The organism is Bacteroidales bacterium (genome assembly GCA_016707785.1).
Lineage (GTDB): Bacteria > Bacteroidota > Bacteroidia > Bacteroidales > UBA4417 > UBA4417.
This window is the reverse complement of record JADJGZ010000009.1, coordinates 1-7313: the sequence shown is the minus strand read 5'-3', so window position 1 is coordinate 7313 and position 7313 is coordinate 1. Positions and strand designations below refer to the sequence as shown.

General features: G+C 42.4%; 3 protein-coding genes. All 3 read left to right on the top strand.

The features are described from left to right. The first annotated feature begins 1306 nt into the window (after positions 1–1306). Positions 1307–4693, top strand: a complete 3387-nt coding sequence (locus IPH84_06790) for a PKD domain-containing protein (GenBank protein ID MBK7172929.1) — start codon at positions 1307–1309, stop codon at positions 4691–4693. Positions 4694–4774: 81 nt separating this feature from the next. Continuing rightward, complete coding sequence (locus IPH84_06785) at positions 4775–6343, top strand: hypothetical protein (protein MBK7172928.1); 1569 nt, start codon at positions 4775–4777, stop codon at positions 6341–6343. Further along, positions 6289–7313, top strand: a 1025-nt coding sequence (locus IPH84_06780) for a hypothetical protein (GenBank protein ID MBK7172927.1), incomplete at its 3' end; no start/stop codon positions are given. The genes IPH84_06785 and IPH84_06780, both read left to right, overlap by 55 nt.

Here is a 7313-nt window from a genome sequence, read left to right as displayed (position 1 = left end):
TGAGTGCTTCTCTTAATGATTAATAATCAAGCCTCCTGATGCCTGACTACAGAATAACCAAACCTTTACTACAATAGTTGCTTGCTATGTTTTATTGAATAAAACAGAGAGATATTAAAAGTTAACGAACTAATTTTAAAATAAAAGAGAAAATGAAAGATTAATGGTCATCCTGTCTATTATAATTGCATCAGGAAACTATTGGGTTATAAAGCACAAAATATATGACTGGGAAATGGTACCATCAGGTTTTTTTCGATGGACAAATGGAAAAGATCCTAGCCCTTAATCACTTCAGGTTAACAGTGCTTTGGATATTTCCCTACAGGTAAGCCAGGCCGGGAAGGGTTTGATTAAATCTTTGAATTTGAAAAGCGTTGATGCAGGAACATTTTAATGAAAACTATATGCAATCGGATCAATTTCAACCTCTACTTTCAATGGAAAGGTTACCAATCTGAAGGACATCAATTTCGCTAAAGACGGGACCTATAAAGCAGTTGTAGAAGTGAGACCTTACAATGCATGGAATCACCAAATAAAATCAAGTGTTGAATGGCACCTTCGAAAACTGGCGAGGAAAAGGACTGCAAAATCAACATTAAAGGTGTTACTTAAGTGATTACAACATCTCCATACCAAAAGCGTATGAATAATATTGCCGAATCCATCCAGATTGATGTAACAGTGGTAACATAAACTAAGTAAATAACCGTCTTTTTAAAAAAGCTTGAGTTCAATACTATCGGTGAACAGTTGCCGGGCCCAGTACTACAGAACTCCTTCAATCACTAAACCTCAAGCTTTTCAATACTCGTTTTACCCTCTGCTTAAAATCTCAACGGTGAAATTGACCTCTCCCCGCTTTTTCTGAAAAGTAGAAGTGGGAGTTTGCTATCCAGTTATCAAATTTAACTTTCCACTTTTAAACATCATTCTAAATAATGCTTTACTTTCAAATTACCACTCATTCTCGTTTGTTTTATTACATTTTTGATTCATATTTAAAACATACCACAAACAACACTCTTCCTGTGTTATTGATATTTAATTGATTGCACTTGTATACAAAAAAAAAAATTTCATTGGGAATTTAAACCACATTATAGATAAAACCCAAACGCTCATCAGAAAATCCCAGAATTTAATCGCAATAATTTAGAGAAGATTTCTGCAATTAATATTCCCTTTTTGCTTTCAAAGTGTGTTATTCCGGCAATTCCCAGGAATAACATTCTGACTTCTAAGTTCCAAGTGTTTTTTCTATAGTACAGTGTAAACACATTGATGTAATTTTTCATTTGCTATGAAAAGAATCCTCTACCTCCTGCTGCTGACCTCATTTTCTCTTTCCGGTAAAGTTCTGATGGCTCAGCCCCCATCACTTTTTGCAGACCCAGGCACCAGTTACTGCGCAGGAGGAACAGGTGTTATCCTTGGGGTTCTCAATTCGGTAAATGGCACTACTTACCAATTGCAGCAGAATACAGGTTCATGGGTTACCATCACCACAATTTCCGGAAATGGCGGAATTGTTTATTTTACAGGCAATCGCACAGCCGGGCAATACCGCCTTAGAGATACCAATGGTAATACTTTTAATACACTTTTAATAACTGTAGTTGCATATCCTGAAACCACTTATAATGTTACAGGGGGTGGCGACTATTGTGCTGGTGGAACCGGCCTGCCGGTAGGATTAAGCGGAAGCCAGGTCGGTGTAATTTATGATCTTTTTCTGAACGGGGGATCCACCCCGGTTTTTTCAATGAATGGAAATGGAAGTGCATTAAATTTTGGCATTTATACCACCGGCACCTATACCATTAAAGCCCGGCGAAGTGACTGCTACAAAAACATGAACGGAAATGCGATAATTGCCGAAAAACCACTTCCTGTTGTTTCCTTTACATCTACATCATTCCCAGCCCCTGATTGCGGGACTGTGCATTTCAATTCAACCACTACAATCGGGACTGCACCCTTTCAATATGACTGGGATTTCACTGATGGCACATCCACTGTTGAAGACCCTGATCATCAATTCACTGCCTATGGTAATGGAACACAACCTTTCCTGGTGTCCTTGAATGTGACGGATGCTTTTGGCTGTGTCGGGACTATTTCAAATACCATATCTGTGCAACAGCGGCCAAATGCATCTCTTACTCCAACACCTGTTCCTACCTGGTCAAATTGTGATCCAAATCCAACGGCTGTTTTTGACCTAACTGTTATGAATACAACCACCACTCCAGCACTAAACGCCAGCTATTCTATTGATTGGGGCGACGGAAGTCCGGTTGAAAACTATCTTTCCAGTTGGGGCTATGGTTCTACTGCATCTCACTCCTATCCTCTGAAGGGATCATCTGTACTGACTATTACTGTAGTTGGTCTGGATGGTTGTGAAGATGTTAAACAGTACAATGTTTTCAATGGTTCTCAACCAGGTGGAGGTATATATGTTGAACCAGGTGAAACAGAAGGTTGTGCAGATTTTACAGTAATCTATAAATTTATTCCCCCGAATCCTCCTAATACTCCGGGCACTACCTATCATTTTGATTATGGGGATGGACAATTTGAGGATTACACTCAGGCCACACTTCCTCCAATTGATCCAATTACTGGGAGAATTCATTTCCCGCACACATATACGAATCCTTCCTGCGGTTTGACCAATGCATCCGGAAATGTCACCAATTCCTATGAGTTCACTGGTATTATTTTAAACGATTGCGGTTCTGTAACTCCAAGTCTAGGTGGGATAAAAGTTTCAGAAAAAGCTAATGCAAGCTTTGACCTGATTGAATTTCCACTGGATCCGATCATCTTATGTGTGAACGTTCCTCATACATTTTCGAACCAAACCAATGTAGGATGCTTCATCAATGGAAATATTCCCATTACCATAACCAATTATGATTGGGACTTTGGCGATGGAATTGGCACCTCCACCCTTGAAAACCCAACATATACCTACACTGCAACAGGCGAATATACAGTTACCCTGGGAGCACACACTGCAGAAAGCTTCCCAGCAAATTGCGGAGAGGATGTGGTAACCAGAACGGTATGTGTTCAGGATATCCCTACAGCTTCCTTTACAGTTCCCAGTGCCAGCAATAGTGCCTGCGCCCCTTACGAATTTGTCCCTAACAACACCAGTACCACTACTGCCAGCTGCTCCGAACCTGAATTTTTATGGGTAGTTAGCCCCAATAGTGGTTATACCTTTTTAGGTGGAACCGATGCCACCAGTGACGAACCACAGTTTCAGTTTTTCCAGGAAGGGATCTATACAATACAACTCAGTGCCAGGATCATATCGGGTGTAAACTTCTGTTATGAAGACCTTTCTGACCCCTATATCCTTACTATTAAAGGGGCTCCGATTGTAACAGTAATTCCCACCACCCCATTTCCATTATGTGGCCCGGGACAGGTTACCCTTACAAATGCTGACATTGTTTATGATGCCAATTACGGAACTATTACCGGCTACCAATGGACCGTTACACCTGCTGTTCCGGCATTTAACGATACCGACCCTTTCCCCTCCATTTTTTTCCCTAACGACCTTACACAAAATTACCAACTCAGTGTGGATGTTGAGAATGAATGCGGAATTACAACTTCTTTGGATTTAATTGTCCATGTTACTCAAACCATCGATAATAATATTGTCTCTTTCACAGGCAATTCAACCATTTGCTCAGGAATGACCTTTGCCGGGTCCATCACCGGTACTCCGCCTTCTGGTGGTGAGGGAGTTGGAAATTACCAGTTTCAATGGTTTAAAGATGAGGGTTCAGGTTGGGTGGCAATTCCCGGACAAGTCTCTCAAAACCTTACTTCGGGCCCGGTTTTAACTGTGAGTCCAACCAGTTTCAGAAGACAGGTTAAATCAGGAAATTGCACAGATGAATCCAATGTAATTACTTTCACTGTCTTACCTGGAATACAGAATAATTCCATTACTGGTGTGCCAGCAATCTGCAATGGGGCAACCCCTGCTGCGATCATTGGCACTCCTCCAACACAGGGTAGTGGCAGTTATACCTACCTCTGGGAACAGAGTGTAACACCGTTTTCTACCTGGACTCCGGCCTCCGGGACAAATAATTCTCCAGATTATACGCCACCTGCACTTAACCAAACAACTCATTACAGAAGAACTGTTTATTCAACACCATGTGAGTTACTCAGCAATGAAATCATTGTTGATGTGAATGAAATACCTTCAATTTCAAGTGTAAATGAAAAATACATCTGTTCAAATGATTTTATCAATTATACACCCACTTCAACAGTAGCTGGCACAACCTATTCATGGACTTCTCCGAATGATCCTTCCGGATGTATCTCGGGGAATCTTCTTGCTGGAAATGGTATCGTGAACGACATGCTGGTAAATAGTTGTACAAGTCTGCACAGTTTAGTTTATACCATTACTCCACAAGGGCCTGGTACAACTTTATGTGTGGGGTCGTCATTCCCATTCACTGTTTATGTGAACCCGGTGGCTCATATAACAAACCCAGTCAATCAGCAAACTGTGGTTTCAGGTAATTCTACAACACCGATTGTTTTCACTTCAGATGTTACCGGTGTCAATTACCAATGGTCGGTTTCCAATAACACCTGTCCGCTGAACACTTACTTTCATACCCTTCCGGTAGGTCTTTGATAGATTCTCAGCTTAGATGTGGCTTCTGGCGGTCCTTCAAGTTGTACGATTATTTATACCGCCAATGCAGGCATTAGGTGGATGCCTGGGAACCAATTTCTTTACCAGATTAATGTAAACCTTGCACCGACCATCTATAATGTGAGCTGTGGTGGCCCTATCTGCGAAGGCCTATCCACCTTTGTTTCATTATCCGGTTCCGATATCGGGGTAGATTATGTGTTGGTGCTGGATGGAATACCGGATCCATCCACTTTGTTACCCGGAACAGGATCACAGCTCACGTGGAATGGGATTACAGCTGGAGGATCCTATACGGTTCAGGCGACAAATACAAGCAATGGCCAGGTTGTTTTGATGCCAGGCTCCTGTAACCTTGTAGTAAACCCGAATCCAATTTCCAATTATCTGATAGGTTCCACCGGCAACTGCCCTGGTGATCTGATCACTTTGAATTTCAGTGAATCCAATGTAAATTATGAACTTATTTGGAATGGTATTCCAACCGGGAATATACTCTCCGGACCTGGTCCCCTGAATTTCGGACCTCAGTCGAATCCGGGTGTATATACCATCCTAGCTACAAATATCATTACCAGTTGCTGGTCAAATATCCAGGGAAGTATTTTGATCAATGCAAGTCCCCTGGAGTTTTTATTCGATCCCGCCGGGCCACAATGTGCCGGGGATTCATTTGGATTGCAGGATTCTGAAACAGGTGTTTCATATGAACTCTGGTGTACTCCTCTTGCAACCGGCAGCCCGATTTACATAGGCACCTATCCGGGAACTGGACTTCCTATTCCTTTTGGAATTCAGACTGTAGCCGGAACCTATTTTATTCATGCAATTCATCTTTTCACCGGATGTGATATATATTTCACTGACACGAAAGTTCTGTGGCCAAATCCTGAGCCTTATAATATCTCTCCTCAGGGTCCTAATATATGCGGCCTGACAACCATAGGACTGGATGATTCACAAGTCGGTTATACCTATGAAGTTCACTTGCTTGATATAAACGGAATTCCATATCCCACGCCATCACCTGATTTCACGATACAAACCGGTACAGGTTCTGCACTTGTATTTGGCACCTCCGATGCTCCCGGGACATATGTAATTATAGCATTTGATCAGAACCATATCTGCACTGCTCAAATGTTTGGTACTGTTACTATTTTACCCAATCCAACACAATACTGGATTTATCCTACCGGTAACATTTATTGTGTTGATCAGGCAATAGGAACAGAGATTCTCCTGGAAGATTCGGAGATTGGTGTTAATTATACCCTTAGTAACGGAGGTTCAGTATTAATAACCCTTCCGGGCACAGGAAACCAACTGAGCTTTGGATTCCAGAACCAACCCGGCACCTACTCTATCACTGCGTTAAACCCAACTACTACCTGTACAAATGATATGCTTGGAGATGTTACAATATCTCTTCGTCCCCAGGTATATACTATGAATCCTGTAAATGATATTTGTCCGGGTGATGAGGAAATATGGCTGAGTAGTTCTCAAACAGGTGTTATTTATACCCTTAACACTCCAAGTGGACCTATTCCTCTGCCCTGCACAGGGATCCATTGTATTGGGGTTATTTTCACACTCCGGGTACTTACACTATTGAAGCCACTCTGACTACAATTCCTGACTGCCCGACCTTAATGGATGGCGATGTGGTCATTCATCCCAACCCCGGCATTTTTGATGTGCTGCACCAGGGAATCAACTGCATAAGCACAACCATCGGCCTAAGCGGGTCAGAATTGAATACAACTTACGAACTTATTCATGAAGATGGCAGCAGCCTGACTCCTCCTGAAATCTATATTCCAGCAGTAGCAGGTCCATTCTGGTTCCCAACACCACAACCAGTTGGAAATTATACGGTTAAAGCTACTAATAGTTTTGGCTGTGATACTTTAATGAATGGTGTTGTCATTATTGACCTTGGGCCCACTGTTGACGCAGGACCAACTGATATGACCATTTGTAATACACCACCATTTTCTGTTCCTTTAACCGGAACTGCTACAAACTACTCATCGGTAAGCTGGACGAGCTCATCCACCGGGACTTTCTCTGATCCGAATAATCTGATCTCCACTTATATTTTAGCACCAGAAGACATTAGTTCGCAGATGGTTGTTCTCACCCTGACAGCCTTTGGGACAGGAGGATGCCTTGGAACACAGGTTACTGACCAGATTACCATTCATATCTTATCACCTTTTGCTGATGCGGGGCCTGATCAGGTTATCTGTGAAGGCGCATCTGTATTGCTCGACGGAACCATTAACGGCGGAACAACCACAGGCCTTTGGTCCAGTAGCGGAGATGGAACCTTTTTGCCGGATCCTGCGACTATTGATGCTGAATATGTCCCTGGAATTGCTGATATCACCTTAGGAACTGTGACTCTTACGCTTACTACAACCAATGCTGCACCATGCCCCGATATCTCTGATGATCTTTTAGTGACGATAAATCCTATTCCGGTGGTCACTGATCCTGTTGACCAGGTACTCTGCAATGGTTCATTATCTCTACCCGTAATTTTCAATGGCTCGGTCCCGGGAACTGTTTTCACCTGGACTAATACCCTTCC